General features: G+C 65.3%; 14 protein-coding genes. 5 read left to right on the top strand and 9 right to left on the bottom strand.

Features of this window, described 5'->3' with window-relative positions; all coding sequences use genetic code 11:
- The first annotated feature begins 129 nt into the window (after positions 1-129).
- From cysS to thrS, 3 genes are all read left to right on the top strand, one after another.
- Complete coding sequence (cysS, locus tag OTER_RS12585; RefSeq protein WP_012375302.1) at positions 130-1,503, top strand: cysteine--tRNA ligase; 1,374 nt, start codon at positions 130-132, stop codon at positions 1,501-1,503.
- An 8-nt stretch (positions 1,504-1,511) separates the two neighbouring features.
- A complete protein-coding gene (locus OTER_RS12580) occupies positions 1,512-2,327 on the top strand; it encodes a polysaccharide lyase (protein WP_012375301.1) in 816 nt (271 codons plus the stop codon).
- 241 nt (positions 2,328-2,568) lie between these two features.
- On the top strand, positions 2,569-4,482 hold the full coding sequence (gene thrS / locus OTER_RS12575) for a threonine--tRNA ligase (RefSeq protein ID WP_012375300.1): 1,914 nt from the start codon (positions 2,569-2,571) through the stop codon (positions 4,480-4,482).
- Positions 4,483-4,719: 237 nt separating this feature from the next.
- Here the strand turns inward: thrS and OTER_RS25185 are convergent, their stop codons facing one another.
- Complete coding sequence (locus OTER_RS25185) at positions 4,720-6,654, bottom strand: TIM barrel protein (RefSeq protein WP_012375299.1); 1,935 nt, start codon at positions 6,652-6,654, stop codon at positions 4,720-4,722.
- A gap of 69 nt (positions 6,655-6,723) precedes the next feature.
- On the opposite strand from OTER_RS25185, the gene OTER_RS12560 reads away from it, so the two are divergent.
- Positions 6,724-7,563: a helix-turn-helix transcriptional regulator gene (locus OTER_RS12560; RefSeq protein WP_012375298.1), complete on the top strand. Its 840-nt coding sequence runs from the start codon at positions 6,724-6,726 to the stop codon at positions 7,561-7,563.
- Positions 7,564-7,575: 12 nt separating this feature from the next.
- On the opposite strand, the gene OTER_RS12555 is transcribed toward OTER_RS12560, so the two are convergent.
- The 6 genes from OTER_RS12555 to aspS all read right to left on the bottom strand — a co-directional run bounded on the left by OTER_RS12555 (position 7,576) and on the right by aspS (position 12,831).
- Positions 7,576-7,914, bottom strand: coding sequence for a P-II family nitrogen regulator (locus tag OTER_RS12555; RefSeq protein ID WP_012375297.1), 339 nt, complete (start codon positions 7,912-7,914; stop codon positions 7,576-7,578).
- An 88-nt stretch (positions 7,915-8,002) separates the two neighbouring features.
- Positions 8,003-8,341 (bottom strand): P-II family nitrogen regulator, encoded by a 339-nt coding sequence (locus tag OTER_RS12550; protein ID WP_012375296.1) that lies wholly within the window; start codon positions 8,339-8,341, stop codon positions 8,003-8,005.
- A gap of 132 nt (positions 8,342-8,473) precedes the next feature.
- Positions 8,474-8,812, bottom strand: a complete 339-nt coding sequence (locus OTER_RS12545) for a P-II family nitrogen regulator (protein WP_012375295.1) — start codon at positions 8,810-8,812, stop codon at positions 8,474-8,476.
- Positions 8,813-9,096: 284 nt separating this feature from the next.
- Positions 9,097-9,435 (bottom strand): P-II family nitrogen regulator, encoded by a 339-nt coding sequence (locus OTER_RS12540; protein ID WP_012375294.1) that lies wholly within the window; start codon positions 9,433-9,435, stop codon positions 9,097-9,099.
- A 23-nt stretch (positions 9,436-9,458) separates the two neighbouring features.
- Entirely contained in the window at positions 9,459-10,886 is a 1,428-nt protein-coding gene (locus OTER_RS12535) for an ammonium transporter (RefSeq protein ID WP_044891749.1), read from the bottom strand.
- Positions 10,887-11,043: 157 nt separating this feature from the next.
- Positions 11,044-12,831, bottom strand: coding sequence for an aspartate--tRNA ligase (aspS, locus tag OTER_RS12530; RefSeq protein ID WP_012375292.1), 1,788 nt, complete (start codon positions 12,829-12,831; stop codon positions 11,044-11,046).
- 266 nt (positions 12,832-13,097) lie between these two features.
- Between aspS and OTER_RS12525 the strand changes: the two genes are divergently transcribed.
- Positions 13,098-15,761: a patatin-like phospholipase family protein gene (locus tag OTER_RS12525; RefSeq protein ID WP_012375291.1), complete on the top strand. Its 2,664-nt coding sequence runs from the start codon at positions 13,098-13,100 to the stop codon at positions 15,759-15,761.
- Positions 15,762-15,780: 19 nt separating this feature from the next.
- On the opposite strand, the gene OTER_RS26195 is transcribed toward OTER_RS12525, so the two are convergent.
- A complete protein-coding gene (locus tag OTER_RS26195) occupies positions 15,781-15,954 on the bottom strand; it encodes a hypothetical protein (protein ID WP_012375290.1) in 174 nt (57 codons plus the stop codon).
- A 4-nt stretch (positions 15,955-15,958) separates the two neighbouring features.
- Positions 15,959-17,545, bottom strand: a complete 1,587-nt coding sequence (gene gpmI / locus OTER_RS12520) for a 2,3-bisphosphoglycerate-independent phosphoglycerate mutase (protein WP_012375289.1) — start codon at positions 17,543-17,545, stop codon at positions 15,959-15,961.
- Positions 17,546-17,657: the final 112 nt, after the last annotated feature.

Genomic DNA, 17,657 nt, shown 5'->3' with positions numbered 1-17,657 from the left:
ATCTGTTCTTATCGGCCGACGCCGACGGATCTGGAGCCGGCGCCCTGCGTCCAGCCGAGTTGCCGGCCGTCAAAAACAAACATTTCGCTTCGCCAAATTTTCCTCCACGTTGCTCGTTCCCTTCCCGCCATGGCGCTCAAGCTCTTCGACTCGCTCACCCGCAATCTCCGCGAACTCCAGCCCTCGCATCCGGATGGCGTTTTCCGTTTCTACAACTGCGGCCCGACTGTTTATGCCCCGGCGCACATCGGCAACTTCCGGACCTTCGTGGTAAACGACATCCTCCGTCGCATGCTCGAGCTGGAGTTTGGCGCCCCGAAGGTGAAGCACGTCCGGAATCTCACCGACGTCGACGACAAGACGATCAAGCGCGCCCGCGACGAAGGCCGCCCCCTCGCCGACGTCACGCGCCAGTGGACGGACAAGTTCCACGCCGATTGCGCCGCGTTGAACTGCCTGCCGCCGCACATCGAGCCGACCGCGACCGGACACATCCGCGAGCAGGTCGACATGATCGATTGCCTGATGCAGAAGGGCAACGCCTACCGCGCGGCGGATGGCTCGGTGTATTTCAAGGTGTCGTCGTTCTCCGACTATGGCCGGCTCTCACGGGTGAAGGAGCGCGAGCTGCAGATCGGCAGCGCGCTCGCCGGCAAGTCGCAGGCGGTTGATGCGGACGAGAAGGAAGACGGCAGCGATTTCGCGCTGTGGAAAGCGCACAAGCCCGACGACGGCGAAAACAGTTGGGACAGTCCGTGGGGCCGTGGTCGGCCGGGCTGGCACATCGAGTGCAGCGCGATGAGCAAGAAGCATCTCGGCGAGACAATCGATTTGCACACCGGCGGCGTCGACCTGCTGTTCCCGCACCACGAAAACGAGATCGCGCAGAGCGAATGCTGCAACGGCGTGCAGTTCTCGCGGCACTGGTATCACAGCGAGCACCTGCTGGTCGACGGCAAGAAGATGAGCAAGAGCCTCGGCAACCTCTACACGCTCGACGACCTGAAGCAGAAGGGTTTCTCGCCGATGGCCGTGCGCTATGCGCTGCTCTCCGGCCACCCGCGCAAGCAGCTCAACTTCACCCTCGATTCGCTGCACGCCGCAGAGAAGGCGCTCGCGACGCTGCGCGCCTATCGCGCTACGCTCGCGGCGGGCGGGGCTGCCCATCACGTGTTCGCGCCAGTGATCGCGGCGCTGGAGGACGACCTCAACACGCCCGCGGCGCTCGGCGCGCTGTTCACAATCGTGAACCGGGGCAAAGGTGAGGCCGACGTCGAGTCGTTCGACCGTGTGATGTTCGCGCTCGGCCTCAAGCTCGATGCGCCTACGGCGCCGAAAGCCGAAGTCCCCGCCGAGGTGACCGCGCTCGCCGAGAAACGCTGGGCCGCGAAGCAGGCCAAGGATTTTGCCACCGCCGATGCGCTCCGCAAGGAGATCGCTGCTGCCGGCTGGTCGATGCTCGACCGCAAAGACGGCTACTCGCTCGAACCGGCAAAAAAGTAGTGCCGCTCATGCGCCCCTTCTTTCTCCCGCTTCTGCTGCTCACCACCTGGGTCGCACACGCGGCGCCGGCCGCCTGGTCCGTCGACTACGCCCGCTGGCCCGCCGGCCAAGCCTACACCAAAACGGAGGCGACCCGAGACTGGCCCACGCTGCAGTGGTTCGACGCACCGAGCAAAGCCAGCATCGCCGAAAAACCCGCCAACTCGGATCGCAAATGGCTCCGCGTCGACTTCCCTGCCGGCAAATGGGGCGGCCCCGACAGCGGCGTCAAGTTCGCTGCCAACCTGGCGCCGGCCGACAGCTACACCCTCGAATACGAAGTCTACTTTCCGCCCGAGTGGGAGTTCAGCCAGAACAACCAGCCGCCGCACGGCGGTGGCAAGCTCCCCGGGATCAGCGGCGGTTCACATCCGTCCGGCGGGCTCGGCAAACCTGATGGTATGAGCGTCCGCCCGATGTGGCGCCGCGACACGCGTTTCTCCGCCGCGCCGCAGAACTACCTCGAACTCTACCTCTACTGGCCGCAACAGACCGAAAAATATGGGGACCGGTTCTTCGCGCAGGACGTCGAGGCCGGCCGCACTTATCGGATAAAACTTCGCGTCGATCTCGGCACGCCCGAGCGTGATGGATTGGTGAAGCTGTGGATCGACGGCGCGCTGCGCGTCGACCGCGCGTTTCGTTTCCTCCAACCCGGCCAGTCGTGGAAGCTCACGCAATACATGCACAACGTGTTCTACGGCGGCAACGATCCGACCTGGGCTCCGGCGCACGACCAATACCTGCTGCTCGGTCCGGTGCGCGTCGACGCGACGCCCTTCTGATTTCGGGCGGAGGGTGCCGTCCTTGCCGGCGAGGTGTTGTAGCCGCGTCGGTTACGACGCGGTCCCCACGGGCTCACAGCGACGTCCGCACGGCAAAGCCGTGCGGCTACGGCTCGGGCACACCGTCTTGCCCGTTACTGCCACGGCTGTTCTGTTCCGCGGATTGACACGCCCCGGGTTTCGCGGCGCTCTGTTCCTTCCGGCCCTGCAATCGTAGGCAGGACCACAACCAACATACGCCATGGCCATGACTCCGCTCGAAGAACTCCGTCACTCGGGGTCGCACATTCTTGCGACCGCCGTCCTTCGCCTCTTTCCGGACGCGAAGCTCGACATCGGACCGCCGACGGACACGGGGTTCTATTACGACATCGACCTCGATCACAAATTCACCGCCGAAGACCTCACTCGTATCGAGGCGGAGATGAAGAAGATCGCCGACGAAAACCAGCCATTCCTCCGCAAGGAGGTCTCCCGCGACGAGGCCGTGCAGATCATCAAGGCCCGCGGTCAGGAGCGCTACAAGCTCGGCCGGCTCGCCGACATCCCTGCCGACGAGAAAATCTCGTTCTACCAGAACGGCGAGTTCGTCGACCTCTGCGCCGGCACGCACGTCCGCTACACCTCCAAGCTGAAGGCGTTCAAGCTGCTCACGATCGCCGGTGCCTATCACCGCGGCGACGAGAAGAACAAACAGCTCCAGCGCATCTACGGGACCGCCTTCCCGACCAAGGAGGAACTCGCGCAGTATCTCGAACGCCAGGAGCAGGCCAAGGCTCGCGATCATCGCAAGCTCGGCAAGGACCTGAAGCTTTTCCACATCGACGAAGACGTGGGCCAGGGTCTCGTGCTCTGGACGCCCAATGGCGCCGTGATCCGGCAGGAGCTGCAGAACTTCATCAGCGAGGAGCTCCGCAAGCAGGGCTACCAGCAGGTGTTCACACCGCACATCGGCAAGCTCGAGCTCTACAAGACCTCCGGCCACTTCCCCTACTACAAGGACTCGCAGTTCTCTCCCATCTTCGAGACCGACTCGCTCGCGAAGGCGATCGGCGAAAACTGCTCGTGCGCCGAGGCGTTCGCCCGGCTCGAAGCGGTGTCGGCGAATCTCGCCGCGCAAATCAACGCGCGCACTGGCAAGGAGTCGATCGCCCCCGATCGCGTCCGCCCCGACGACCAGTTGCTCAGCGGCTTCATGCTGAAGCCGATGAACTGCCCTCATCACATCAAGATCTTCGCTTCGCAGCCGCACTCCTACCGCGACCTGCCCGTGCGGCTCGCGGAGTTCGGCACCGTTTACCGCTGGGAACAGTCCGGCGAGCTCAACGGTATGACCCGCGTCCGGGGCTTCACCCAGGACGACGCGCACCTGTTCTGCACTGAGGAGCAGGTCGCCGCCGAGGTGCTCGGCTGCCTCTCGCTCGTGAAGATCATCCTGAGCACGCTCGGTATGGCCGACTACCGCGTGCGCGTCGGTCTCCGCGATCCGGATTCGAACAAATACACCGGCGACGCCGCCAACTGGGACAAGGCCGAGAACGCCTGCCGCGAGGCGGCGAAGACGCTCGGCGTGCCGTTCACCGAGGAGCCCGGCGAGGCCGCGTTCTACGGGCCGAAGATCGATTTCGTCATCAAGGACGTGATCGGCCGCGAGTGGCAGCTCGGCACCGTGCAGGTCGATTACAACCTGCCCGTGCGCTTCGACCTCAGCTACATCGGCGCCGACAACCAACCGCATCGGCCGGTGATGATTCACCGCGCACCGTTCGGCTCGATGGAGCGGTTCTGCGGCGTGCTGATCGAGCACTTCGCTGGCGACTTCCCGGCCTGGCTCGCGCCCGAACAGGTGCGGCTCGTGCCGATCAGTGACAAGGTCGCTGACTACGCCCGTGCACTGCTCGGCCGGCTGAAGGCGGAAAACTTCCGCGCCACGCTCGACGAGCACAGCGACAAGCTGGGCGCCAAGATCCGTCGCGCCGAAATCGACAAGGTCCCCTACACGCTCGTCATTGGTCAAAAAGAGGCCGAGGCGAACAGCGTGTCGGTGCGCTCCCGCGCTCGCGGCGACGAGGGCGTCATGACCGCCGATGCCTACATCGCGAAGCTCAAGACCGAGATCGCGACCCGCGCGCTCCCCGCGAAGAAGACCGCCTGATCCCCCACGGTAGGGACGGCTCTCCGAGCCGTCCGCTCACTTCAAGAGCCGCGACGCCCTCGTCGCGGCTCTTTGTTTTTCCGCTGTAGCCGGGGTCGTTGACCCCGGCCGGCATGGTTGCTCGCTGCCGGGCTCACCGAGCCCGGCTACAACGTCCTGCGCTGGCCCCAGCCTTTTCGCTCATTCGGACTTCGTGCTTCCCTCGGATTTCGAATTTCGTGCTTCGGATTTTCGCCCTCACTTCGCCCACGTGAGCGGCTCAGGCGCGGGAAACTCGCTCGTCAGCTCCACCGCGCGCTGTTCTCGGATCGCGCGGTGCACGCTCTCCATCACGTCGACCACATGCGCCGCGTGTGCGCCGCCGGTCGGATGCGGCTGGTTGAACCGCAGCCCGCGCCAGAGTTCGAGCACGCCGGCGCCCCAGTCGCACCACCATGGCCCCTCGCCCGCCGACGGACGCACCGGCCGCACGCGATGATAGCTGCCGCCAGCCGCGCCCAGCTTCACCGGCGCGGTCGCCGCGAACCACTCCGTCGCGATCGATCCTTCGTCACCGTGGATCTCCAATCCCGCACGATTCGGCGCCGGGTCGCCCACATAAAAATTCGCCGTCAACCGCGCGCGCAGCCCATTCCGAAATTCCAGCACCGCCACGATCCAGTCCTCGGTTTTCAACGTGAATGACTCGCCTGACTTCGTCCGGCGATTCGGCAGCACGATCCCACCGCCCGCAGTGACCTTCGCCACCGGGCCGAACCACGCCGTCAGCAGCGCGAGCGGATAAACGCCCACATCAAACACCGGTCCCACCGCGTAGAACGGGACAGGATTCGGATGCCACGACTCGATGCGCGCCCAATCGACCGCCGCATACGCCACGCGCGGCGTCCCGATGCGCCCGTCGCGCACCAGCTTCCACGCCGTTTGCTGCGCTTCGCCAAGCCAAGTCACCGGCGCACTGCTCAGCCGCAGCCCGCGCGCCGCCGCAAAGTCCACCAGCCTTTTCGCCTCGGCGCGTGTCGGCGCCAGCGGTTTCTCCGTGTGAACATGCTTCCCCGCCGCAAGCGAGCGCGTCACCACCTCCACGTGGGCGTTCTGGATCGTGAGGTTCACCACCGCCTCGACGGCCGGATCGGCCAGCACGTCCTGCAGCGAGCCGTAAACACGTCCGCCGTTCTTCTCCACCCACGCAGTCGCCCGCGCCCGGTCGAGATCGCTCGCGCCCAAGATCTGGATCTGTGGATGCGTCCGCATCGCGTCGCCGTAGGCGTTCGCGATGTTGCCGCAGCCCACCACCGCGACGCGCAGCGGCGGCACACTCTCCTTGACCTCGACCGCGGCCCACTCGTGCTCCACAAAAAGCCGCCCCTGTCGCAGATCCTCGCTCGGGTCGAAATCCTCCGGCTCGTGCTCGAGTCCGATCGGCCCGCGAAAATCCCGCTGCCGGAGCGCGGTCAGGAACGTCGTCAAAGGCAGGAGGCCCGTGCCGAGCCGGCACGTCTCGTGCCCCATATCGGTCATTTCGAAACCGGACTTCTGTGCGCGCGGCGGCTTCACATCCTTCAAGTGCACAGCCATCACGCGCGGACCCAGCTCTTGCAATGCCGCGACGGGATCCCAGCCGCGCGTCAGACACCAGCCCGTGTCGAGCGCCACGCCCACCACGTCCTCGTCGCCCTCGCCCATCTTGGCCCGCACCTCCGCCGCGTTCTTTTCCGGATGATTCTCGATCGCATAGGCAACGCCATGCTCGCGGAGGATCGCGACCGCTTCCGCGCGGTTGTGAGCGAAGTGTTCGATGTGTCCGGCGATGATCGGGATCTCGAGCTGCTGGCAGAACCGGCACGCCGCCCGCAGGTCGGTCCCGTCCCCGGGAACCCACGCCGCGTAGCTGCGCACCGGAAGCTGGTGCTGCGCGAGCAGCGCCCGCGCGTGCTCGAGGTGCACCTGCGTCGCCCAGCGCCAGTGCAGGTGCGCACCCCAGAGATCGATCGCCGTGAAGCCGAGTCGCTTCACCTCCTGCAGCATCGCCTCGAACCGTTCCGGGAACGTGGCGAGCGGCGCAAACCACGCCTGCGCCGCGTCGTCGCCCTGCATCCAGCCTTTGGGCATATGATAGCCCAGCTGCCGGGCGACGAAGTTCGCGGTAATGAAAGAAAGCCGTGGGGTCATCCGCCGACTCTAGCGCCGCCCGCCGCGATCTGTCTTGTCGCCGCGCCGATGTTTTCTTGCTGTTTATTGATGTCCCTGACCCTTCGTTGGAACCGGCTGATGTCCGCCCGCCGAGTGGCGCAGATCTCCTGGTCGCACAAGGCCGTCGGCGAGGAATTCCCGCTGCATGACCACGACTATCCTGAGGTGTTCTGGGTCTCGGAAGGCGTCATGCGGCACACGGTGAACGGCGTCACCACCGAGCTCGGCCGCGGTCGGCTGGTTTTCATTCGTCCGCTCGACCGCCATCACTTCCTCGGCGCCGGCGAGAACGGCGGCACGGTCTGCAATTTCGCGCTCCGCCGCGATCTGCTCGCGGCCGCCCGCAGGCGCTATTTTGCCCGGCACCGCGGCGCGTGGTGGCACGATGCGGCGATGCCGCTCGGCGTGCAGCTATCCGGGGCCGAGTTGCGGGCACTGGACCAAGCCGCGCGTGAACTGGCGAGCCTCCGCACCCTCACAATCGCCGATGTTGATCGTTTCCTGCTCAATCTCTTTCACCTGCTGCGCGAGCGCGAAGCGCCCGAGCGACAGGCGACCGAGCCCGCATGGCTCGCCGCAGCGCGTAGGGAGCTCTCCGATCCGCAAAAGCTCGCCGGCGGCGTGAACCAGCTGGTCCGGCTCGCCGGCTGCTCGCCCGAGCATCTCGCGCGGATGGTTCGTCGCGTGCACGGCGTCACGCCCACGGATCTGGTCAACGCGCAACGACTCGATTGGGCTGCGGTGGAGCTGCAGTTCTCCAGTCGCGCCATCGCCGACATCTCGCTGGCCGCAGGCTTCGAGAGTCTTAGCCATTTCTACCACTTGTTCCGTCGACAGCACGGCGTGACGCCGCGGCAGTTCCGGCTCCGCGCCCGCGCGCTGACCTGACGCTGCCTTCGACTAGATCGCTGCATCGCCGCGCTCGCCGGTGCGCACCCGCACCACCTCGTCGAGCGACGTCACGAAAATTTTTCCGTCTCCAATCCGTCCAGTCTTCGCCGACGCGATGATCGCATCGATCACTTTCGGCACGAGGGCGTCAGGCACGGCGATTTCGATCTTCACCTTGGGCAGGAAATCGATCGTGTATTCGCTGCCACGGTAAATTTCGGTGTGCCCCTTCTGGCGGCCAAAACCCTTCACCTCCGTGGCGGTCATGCCTTCCACGCCGGCCTCGCCGAGCGCGGTCTTCACGTCTTCCAGTTTGAACGGCTTGATGATGGCGGAGATCATTTTCATGGCGGCGCACGAGTGATGGCCGCGCGCTCCGCCCGCCGCAAGGCGGTTTCCGCCTACGGACCAGACGTCGCACTCGTCTGCGGTGCCGTTACAGCGCCGCCTCGCCGCGCTCGTCCGTCCGGATCCGCACCACGTCTTCGGCCGCCGAGATGAAAATTTTCCCGTCGCCGATCTTGCCGGTTTTGGCCGTCGAGATGATCGTCTCCAGAATCTTCGGCACCGATTCATCGGCGGCCAGAATCTCGATCCGGACCTTGGGTAGAAAATCGACGGTATACTCCGTCCCGCGATAGATCTCGGTGTGCCCCTTCTGCCGGCCAAAGCCTTTCACCTCCGTCACCGTCATCCCTTCGACCTGAATCTCGGCCAGGGCGGCTTTGATTTCCTCGAGCTTGAACGGCTTGATGATGGCGGTGACGAGCTTCATGGCGGCGTGGAAAGTGCCTCATCCAAAAAGCAGGTTCGATACCAAGCGCCACCTCCGTCTGCGTCATCCACGGCACCTACAAAAAAGCCAGCCCTCTCGGGCTGGCTTGCGAAAGATCCCAACGCGACCGGCTCAGATGGCCGCTTCGCCGCGTTCGTCGGTGCGGATGCGGATCGCCTCTTCGACCGGCAGGACGAACACCTTGCCGTCACCGATCTTGCCGGTCTTGGCCGCTTTGACGATCGCCTCCACCGCCCGGGGCGCCAGCGCGTCGGTCGTGGCCACCTCGAGCTTCACCTTCGGCAGGAAGTCGACGGTGTATTCGCTGCCGCGGTAGATTTCCGTGTGCCCCTTCTGGCGGCCAAAGCCCTTAACTTCCGTCACCGTCATACCCTCGACGTTGATTTCCGCGAGCGCGGCCTTCACTTCCTCGAGCTTGAACGGTTTGATGATGGCGATGATGAGTTTCATGCAGAAAAGAGGTTAAGCTGAACCGGTAGTTAGGCGGCTAGGGAGCAAGGTGCAAGCCCTTGCGGCTGATAGACGCAAGTTCGTTCACCTGCGCCGCCTCCCGTGCGGGGCCTCTCACTTTTGTGACCCGAGCGTGACGCTCCCACGTGTCACCGGCGCCCCGCCCGTGGGTTGGCTGAAAGCCAGCGGCGTCCCCCACGGGCTGAAGCGGAGCTGCGGCGGCGCAATGTGTGTGTGGGAGCGCCTGTCCTGCCGCCGCAGCTCTCTGTATCAACCGAACCTCGCTAAATCGCAGCGTCGCCCTTCTCCTCGGTGCGGATCCGGATGACCTCCTCGACCGGGAGCACGAAGACTTTGCCGTCGCCGATTTTCCCGGTCTTGGCCGATTTGATGATCGCTTCCACCGCCCGCGGCGCCTGCGCGTCGGTGGTCGCAACCTCGATCTTCACCTTCGGCAGAAAGTCCACCGTGTATTCGCTGCCCCGATAAATCTCGGTGTGCCCCTTCTGCCGGCCGAAGCCTTTGACCTCGGACACCGTCATGCCTTCGACGTTGATCTCGGCCAGCGCCGCTTTCACTTCCTCGAGTTTGAACGGCTTGATAATGGCGATGATGAGTTTCATGGAAAAGTGAGCTCAGGTTGCGCTCAGGCGATGTAGCCCTCTTCGCCGTGTTCCGTGATGTCCAGACCGGCCGATTCCGCCTCCGGCGACGAGCGCAGGCCGACGATCACCTTGACCAGGAAGGCGATCACCGCCGTGGCGACCACCGACCAGACAATCGTCAGCAGCACCGCTTTCAGCTGATTGCCGAGCAGGCCGTCCTTCAACCCCGCCACGACCGAGTTCGCCTTCTCATCGGCGAACACGCCCGTGAGAATTGCGCCCAACGTGCCGCCCACGCCGTGCACGCCGAAGGTGTCCAGCGCGTCATCGTAGCCGAGCAGTTTCTTCAGGTAGGCCACCGCCAGGAACGGGATGATCCCAGCCGCGATACCGATGATCACCGAGGACGAGGCGGTCACGAATCCGGCGCCCGGGGTGATCACCACCAGTCCGGCCACGATGCCGGAGCAGAAGCCGAGGACGCTCGGTTTGCCGCGCAGGATCCACTCAGCCAGCGCCCAGACGAAACCGGCGGTGGCGGCGGCGAGCGTGGTGGTCGCGAACGCATTCGACGCGATCGCGTCGGCACCGAGCGCCGAGCCCGCATTGAAGCCATACCAGCCCACCCACAGCATGCCGGTGCCGACCATACAGAGCACCATCGAGTGCGGCGGCATGGCGACCTTGCCGTAGCCATTGCGCTTGCCGAGGATCAGGCAGAGCACCAGCGCGCTCCAGCCCGAGGTCATGTGGACCACGGTGCCGCCGGCGAAGTCGATCGCCTTGATCGCGGCGTTCGGATTGAGCGGTCCGCACATCAAACCGGTGCCGGACCAGACCATGTGCGCGAAGGGAAAGTAGACGAGAAACATCCAGATCGTGACGAAGACGAGCACCGCGGAGAACTTCATCCGCTCGGCGATCGCGCCGAGGATCAGCGCCGGCGTGATGATCGCGAAGGTTAGCTGGAACATCGACCACATCGTGTCGCTGATCCAGTAATACCCCGCACCGGTGTTCCCCGGCTCCACGCCGTTGAGGAAGCGGTTCGCGAGATCGCCGATGAACGCGTTGCCGCCGGAGAACGACAGGCTGTAGCCCACCGCCCACCAGAGGATCGTCACGAGGCCCGCGATCCCGAGGCACTGCGCGAGCACGGAGAGCACATTCTTCCGGCGCACCAAGCCCCCGTAGAACAGCGCCAGACCCGGCAGCGTCATGAAGAGCACGAGCGCGGTGCTGGTCATCTGCCAGGCGTTGTGGCCCGGCCCCGGCCCCGGAATCTTCGAGGCCACGTCGGGCGTTCGGGCGGTGTTGTTCACATACGCTTCCAGGTCGGCCAGCCGCTGTTCGACGGTGGGCTCCGGGGGCGTGGCGGCGGTCTGCTCGGCCGACGCAGAAAACGCACCCAGGGTGAGGAGACATAGCAACGCGAATACGCGCAGGGGAAGGGACGGTGCTTTGTTCATGTGCAACCGCCCGAAAGCAGGAGCAATGCCAGCATCGGAGATCGCCCCGATGCGTTCTGGCATAACGGGTCCAGCCCGGCCGGCGTAGCTCGTTGACCTGTCCGCCGGGGCGCAGCCTTGCTGCGCCCTCAACGGCCCCACCCTCGCGACGTCCGGCTTACTCCGGCATCACCGTCTGGATGTGCAGATCCTTCAGCTGCCGCGGCGTCACCGGCGTCGGGCTCTGCGCCATGAGGTCCTGCCCCTTCTGCGTCTTTGGGAAGGCAATCACGTCGCGGATGCTCGTCGTCCCGCAGAGCAGCGCCACCATCCGGTCGAGCCCGAACGCGATCCCGCCGTGCGGCGGCGCGCCGTAGGTGAACGCCTTCAGCATGTAGCCGAACCGGCTCTCGACGACGTCCTGCGGAATCTTCAGCACGTCCTCGAACACCTTCTTCTGCAGCACCGGTTGGTGAATTCGGATCGAGCCGCCGCCCAGTTCCATGCCGTTCAGCACGACGTCGTAGTGCTGGCCGCGGACTTTCTTCGGATCGCTGTCGAGATATTGCGTGTCGTCCGGCACCGGCGCGGTGAACGGGTGATGCGTCGCGACGTAGCGATTTTCCGCTTCGTCGTAGGTCATCAGCGGGAAATCGATCACCCACAGGAACTGCCAGTCGTCGTGCCGGATCGTGAGCTTACCCCGCTTTTGCAGGAACGCCGCCGACTCGAGCCGCAGCCGGCCGAGGATCGCGCATGCCTTCTCCCACGGCGCCGCCGCAAAGAAGATGATGTCGCCTTCCTCGATGTTGAGCCGCTTCGTCAGCTCGGCCTTTTCGGGCTCGGTGAAGAATTTCACGATCGGCGACTTCCACTCGCCGCCCTCGACCTTGATGAACGCGAGGCCCTTCGCGCCGAGCGATTTCGCGGTGTCCTCCATCGACTTCAGTTCGCCCTGCGTGAGATCGGCGAGGCCCTTCGCGTTGAGCGCCTTCACGACGCCGCCGCCGGCGACCGTCGACTGAAACACCTTGAACGCGGAGTTCTTGAACAGCTCGGAAAAGTCGGCGAGTTCGAGCGCGAACCGCACATCGGGCTTGTCGACGCCGTAGCGGTTCATCGCGTCGTGAAACGCCATTCGCGGGAACGGCGTGGGAATGTCGACGTCGAGCACGTCCTTCCACACCTTCTTCAGCATGCCCTCGAACAGCGCGTAAATGTCCTCGCGCGTCACGAACGACGCCTCGACGTCGACCTGGGTGAACTCCATCTGCCGATCAGCACGCAAGTCTTCATCGCGAAAGCAGCGGGCGATCTGGAAATACTTTTCCACGCCGGCGACCATCAGGATCTGCTTGAACTGCTGCGGCGATTGCGAGAGCGCGTAGAACTGGCCGGGATGGATGCGCGACGGCACGAGATACTCGCGCGCGCCCTCCGGCGTGCTCTTGAACAGCGCCGGCGTCTCGACCTCGATGAACTCCTGCGCATCGAAGTAGTCGCGGATCGACTTCGCGGCGCGGTGCCGCACCTGCAGGTTCTTCCGCATCTTGGGCCGGCGCAGGTCGAGGTAGCGATAGGTCAGCCGCAGATCCTCGTTCACCTTGTCGCCACCCGCGTCATCCAGCGGAAACGGCGGCGTGTCGGAAATGTTGTGAATCTCCAGCGAGCTCGCGACCACCTCGACCTCGCCCGTCGGCAGCGCGGGATTCTCCGTGCCCGCGGGCCGGCGCACCACTTTACCGGTGATCCCGATCACCGACTCCGGCTTCAACTGCTTCACCTGCTCCGCCAGCTTCGCGTTCTCGTGCGGCTCCAGCTGGATCTGCGTGATCCCCTTCCGATCCCGCAGGTCGACGAAGATGATGCCGCCCTGGTCGCGAATCGTGTCGACCCAGCCGAGTAGTGAGACGGTCGCGCCGAGTTGGGACGTGGTGAGCTGTGCGCAATGGTGGGTCCGGTGCATGCGTGGAGAAACGAGTTTGTGAGCAAGCCAACCCGCCGCCCCGGGGGCAAGCACAACTCTTGGCCATGGAACTCGGCCGTCCGCAAACGCTTCGGATACGCCTGCGCCCGAACCCACCGCGAACCGGTGAATTCCCGATGATCGTTTGCGGCGTTTAGGCGCGGGAAAGCATCGCCTCTCCGACCCGCGCACGAGTGAAAATAGCGCGCCGCCGCGCTTCGGCCCCTGCCCGATCCACCAAACCCCGGCGCTACGCGGCTTGTCCGATGCCCGAGACCTCACCCCAAAATCCCTCGGCCTATCCCGCTGGTTTTGCCGCGGCGGAGCGCGCGCTCATCGCCGAGCGCCGCCGCCGCGCACGCGTCTCGACGGACGCTCCCGTCGTGGGCGTCGCGCTCTCCGGCGGCGGTATCCGGAGCGCCACCTTCTGCCTCGGTTTGTTTCAGTCGCTCGCGCGGCTGAATCTGATCCGCCGGATCGATGTGATGTCGACCGTGTCCGGCGGCGGTTATTTCGGCAGTTTTCTCGGCGCGGCGTTTTCGCGGGACGGCAGCACGGTCGACAGCGTCGAACGCGAACTCGCCGACAATCACTCGTGGTCGGTCAACTGGTTGCGCGAGAACGGCCGCTTCCTTTCGCCCAACGGCGCCGGCGACAACTGGCTCGCTGCCGCCGTCGCGCTGCGCAACTGGACCGCGCTGCACATTGTGGTGCTCACGTTCCTCTTTTTCCTGCTCGGGTTTGGCGCGTTGATCCGGACGGATCTGTCCGTCTCCTCGCCGACGCAGTCGGGTTGGATCGCCGTCGAGCACTTCTTCTGGGATCGGCAAGGCGACCTCCTCTGGTGGAGCCCCTGGCTGGTCCTGCCGCTGATCCCCTTTCTCCTCGTGATGGTTCCGACGGGCACGGTCTACTGGGCCACCCAGTTTTGTTCGCTGATGGCCGTCGTCCGTCGATTGGCCGGCACTGTTTCGCGCGCTTGTCGCACGATGAGCGACGCCCAATTTGCGAATCGCGCGCAGGCCGCGTTGACGCACGGCTTCGTGGTGGGGCTCGCCTCCACCGTCGCGCTCCTCGGATTCGGCGTGATCGATTCGCTCGGCCAAACCGCCTACGCCCGCTGGTCGCAGCAAGGCTTCGAATTCCCGTCGCTCTGGACGGCGCTGACGGGCGCGGGCGCCGTTGCCTTCGGGTTCGGCTCGCGCATCGCCCTCTATGTGGAACGGCTGCTGGGCGCCCGCCGCTTCCGCATTCCGTTTAACGTCGTAGCGCTCCTGCTCGCATTCGCTTGGTCGCTGTTGATCGTCCTGGCGCTATCGGTGCTCGCCTGCGGGCTGGCGTGGGAATGGCAACTCGTCTGGGACGGCCGCTCGTTCCAGCCCATGTCCGGCGGCTGGCCGCTCACCCTCGCGGTCGCGATCTGCTTTGCCGCGTCGTGGTTCTTCAGTCGCAGCTTCGGTTTCGTGAACCTCTCCTCCCTGCAGCAGACCTACGCCGCACGCCTCGCCCGTGCTTATCTCGGCGCCACCAATCCTCTGCGCCAGCGTCACGCCAATCATGCGATGACCGAGTTGATCCCCGGCGACGATCTCGCGCTCGACGACTACGCGCCGCATCAGCGTGGCGGCCCGCTGCACCTCGTCAACGTCACCGTCAACGAAACCCTCTCCGGCAAGACCCAGATCGAGCGCCGCGATCGCAAGGGTCTGGCCATGGCCGTCGGCCCCTGCGGGCTGTCCGTCGGCACCGGCTCCCACGCCCTCTGGGTTGAGTCGCCGGCGCACACCTCCGCGCTCGACCGGCTGCAGGCGCTCTGGGAATCGCGCCGCCGCACGATCGCTCCGGTGCCCGTGCCCGCCGGCGAGTTTCACGCCCTGTGCGATCCGACGCCAGACTCGCCCGAACCGCAGCAGATCGAAGCCCTCGCCGTCGGTCGCTGGGTGGCGATCTCCGGCGCCGCCTTCACCACCGGCACCGGCGCGAGTACGGACCTCGGGCTGAGTCTGCTGCTGGGACTCGCCAATGTCCGGCTGGGCTACTGGTGGGACAGCGGGATCACCGCCGGTCGTTGCGGCACACAACGGCCCAACTTTCTTGAACTCGGCAGCCGGCTGCTCAGTCGCCTCCTCCCGGTCCAGACCTGCCTGATGAACGAATTCTTCGCGCGATTCCACGGCCCCGCGCGGCGTCATTGGTATCTTTCCGACGGCGGTCATTTCGAAAACACCGGCTGCTACGAGCTCATCCGCCGTCGCGTGCCGCTGATCATCTGCAGCGATGGCGGACAGGATCCCGATTACCGCTTCTGCGATTTCGCGAACCTCGTCCGCAAGGCCCGCACGGATTTCTGCGCCGAGATCCAGGTGCTCCGCCGCGCCGCAGATGGCTGGACCGACGATCCCGGCGTGCAATTCCCATTGCCCAAGCTCGAGCAAATCGTCCATCCGTCGCTGCTCGACGTGATCGGCGTACCGGAGGATTTCGCGCCGCTCAGCGCGGAACCCGATGGTCGCGATCGCGCGGCGAGCCGCTCGCGCTGTCACGCCCTGCTCGCTCGCATCCACTATCTCGACACGAACGAGTTCGCCTGGCTGCTGCTGATCAAGCCGGGACTGATGGGCGACGAAGCCACCGACGTCGGCGCCTACCAGCAGACGCATCCCCTTTTCCCCCAGGAACCGACCACCGATCAGTATTTCGACGAGGCCCAGTGGGAAAGCTACCGCAAGTTGGGCGAGCATATCGGCGTCGAGCTGTTCACTCCGCCCGCCGTAACCGACTCGAGCGGCGCCACGTGGACGCCGTCGTCGATGGCACCACCTGCCGCCGCATCACCCGCACCCCGTCCGGCTGCACCCCTCGCGGAGCTCATGGCCCAGGCACTGGCTGCACGCGCGAGCAGCCCTGTGCCCTTTGAGCCGATGGACTGAGCGGACCCGCCACGGGCGCCTATCCGATCTCGTCCGCCAGTTCGATCAGCCGCTGTGCGAGTTCTCGGGCCGCATCGGCCGACAACTCCACCGGCTCGTCAAACGTCGCCCGAGCCTTCAGGCGGATGACGCCATCGTCGCCGTCCACCGACAGCGCCAGTTCGCCTTCCGCCATCAGGTCGTCGAGGTTCATGGGCTCAGGCGATGAGGCTCTCGCCGGTCATCTCCGCCGGTTTCGGCAGGCCCATCAGGTGCAGCACCGTCGGCGCCACGTCCGCCAGCCGGCCGCCGGTCCGCATCCTGGTCTTCCCCGCCGCATAGCCTTCGCCGACCACGAACAGCTCCACGAGGTTCAGCGTGTGCGCCGTGTGCGGGCCGTTGACACTCGGATCCCACATCTGCTCGGCATTGCCGTGATCCGCGAGGATCACCGCGTATCCGTGTTTCTGCTCCAGCGCCGCCAGCAACTCGCCGACGCCGCGGTCCGTCGCCTCGACCGCCTTGATCGCCGCCGGCAGCGAGCCCGTGTGCCCGACCATGTCGGGGTTGGCGAAGTTCACGACGATCAGCCCGTATTTGCCCGAGAGGATCGCCTCCTTGGCGGCCTTCGTCACCTCGGCGGCGGACATCTCCGGCGCGAGATCATACGTCGGCACCTTCGGGCTTGCCGGACACGCCCGGTCTTCGCCCGCAAACGGCTCCTTGCGATAATTGTTGAAGAAGAACGTCACGTGCGGGTTCTTCTCCGTCTCCGCGCAGCGGAACTGCGCGATGCCCGCCTTTGCGACCACCTCGCCGAGGATGTTCTTCAACTTCTCCGGCTTCGGCGAGATGACGTTCACCGGCAGCCCGGTCTCATACTCGGTCATCGTGGCGTAGTAGAGGTCGAGCTTCGCGCCGCGATCGAACCCGCTAAAATCATCCAGCACGAACGCTTTCGTCAGCTCGCGCGGCCGGTCGCCGCGGTAGTTGTAGAACAGCACGGCGTCGCCGTTGCCGATCGTGGCCAGCGGCTGGCCCTTCGCGTCAACGATCTGCGTGGCGGTCACGAACTCGTCGCCCTTCTGCGTTTCGCTGAGCGGATTCGCGTAATAGTTCTCCACCGCCGCCACCGCGCTTGCCGCCGTCGCCATCGCCTTCCGGCCGGTCAGCATGTCATAGGCTTTTTGTACGCGTTCCCAGCGGTTGTCGCGATCCATCGCCCAGAACCGCCCGCAGACCGTCGCGATTTTGCCGACACCGATTTCTCGGCACTTCATTTCCACCTGTTTCACGTAGCCCAGCCCGCTCTGCGGCGGCGTGTCGCGGCCGTCGGTGAACGCGTGGATGAAGACCTGGTTCGCGCCAAGCCCATCCGCCTTCGCCTGCCGCAGGATGCCGTAAAGATGCTCCAGCATCCCATGCACCCCGGCATCGCTCACGATGCCCATCAGGTGCAGTTTGCCGCCGCGGCTCTTCACCCGCTCGACCGCCGCCCGCCAGACCGAATTCGTCGCCAGCCGTTTTTCGGAAAAAAGCTTGTTCAACCGCACCAGCTCCTGGTCGACGATCCGGCCGGCGCCGATGTTCTCGTGTCCGACTTCGCTGTTGCCCATCACGCCATCCGGCAGACCCACGTCCAGTCCGCTCGCCTTGACCAGCGTGTGCGGGAAGGTCGCATGCAGCCGATCGTCACAGGGCTTCTGCGCCAGGTGCACCGCGTTGGTCGCGTTTTGCTTCGGGTCGGGGTTCTTGCCCCAACCATCACGGATCACAAGGAGGACAGGTTTGCGCGAGGTGCTCATGGATATTCGGATCAACACGGAAGACACGACGATCCGCGGACGAAAGGCAAAACTCTCTGCACGCTTTGCCCGGACCGCGGTCAAATAATGCACATCCGGGCCGCCCTTGGTA

The sequence above is a fragment of the Opitutus terrae PB90-1 genome (genome assembly GCF_000019965.1).
Taxonomy (GTDB): Bacteria; Verrucomicrobiota; Verrucomicrobiia; order Opitutales; family Opitutaceae; genus Opitutus; species Opitutus terrae.
Note: the sequence above shows the minus strand (reverse complement) of the source record. Positions and strands in the feature narration are given on the sequence as shown.